Origin of the sequence: Winogradskyella sp. A3E31, assembly GCF_046720935.1 — a bacterium.
Lineage (GTDB): Bacteria > Bacteroidota > Bacteroidia > Flavobacteriales > Flavobacteriaceae > Winogradskyella.
The window spans coordinates 1-890 of the sequence record NZ_JBHNWH010000029.1; the positions used below are offsets into that span (position 1 = coordinate 1).

The 890-nt window shown below is 45.1% G+C and carries 1 protein-coding gene; it reads right to left on the reverse strand.

All coding sequences use genetic code 11. The features are described 5' to 3' along the window. A partial coding sequence (locus ACFEMA_RS14715; RefSeq protein ID WP_411768967.1) for an Ig-like domain-containing protein occupies positions 1-890 on the reverse strand: 890 nt, incomplete at both ends.

Sequence of the window (890 nt, forward strand, 5' to 3'; positions counted from 1 at the left end):
ACTCCATCACCGTCACAATCCGCTGCCTGCCAGATTGCATTTGTGCTATCATAGCCTGTGTAACCTGCTGGTTGCATTGGGTCACATGGGTCGTTAAGATCCGTTATACCACTTGGTACAACTGCTGTACTTGGGTCGTCCACGCCTGTAGATTCCTCACAATCAGTAAGACCATCACCATCACTGTCTACACTATTAGGACATGCCGGAACCGTAATTGATATCGTTCCTACAGTTGAGGTATTGCCATCATTATCATTTACTGTATACATAATTGTTGATGTGTCATTGGTGAATCCTGGATCAGGACTAAATGTGATTGTTCCATCTCCATTATCAGTATAGACCCCTTCACCAGGAATAGTGATTGTACTTTGTTGTCCTGGTGTACTTGGATCTAAATCTATAGTACTGTCATCAATAGTGCCGTCTGGATCTGTATCGTTTGAAGTAATATCTATAATAACAGCCATCCCTGGATCAGTAGATGCAGTATCATCATTAGCAACTGGTTGGCAACTTGCTGTTGGTACTGGACTACATGCATCGTTAGGGTCCGAAGTCGTTCCTCCTGGATCTAATGGTGTGCTAGAGTCATCCATTCCCGTAATCTCTTCACAATCTGTCAATCCATCACCGTCTGAATCAGTTGTCAAAGCCCCAAAAGGATCACATGGATCGTTAAGATCTGTACCGTCATTGGTCTCATTGTCATCATCGATACCGTCACCGTCCGTATCGCCTGGGTTGCTGTATGGGTCTGTACCGTTGGTGAACTCATCACCGTTACTCACTCCATCACCGTCACAGTCCGCTGTCTGCCAGATTGTATTTGTGCTATCATAGCCTGTATAACCCACAGCTTGCATTGGGTCACATGGATCGTTAGG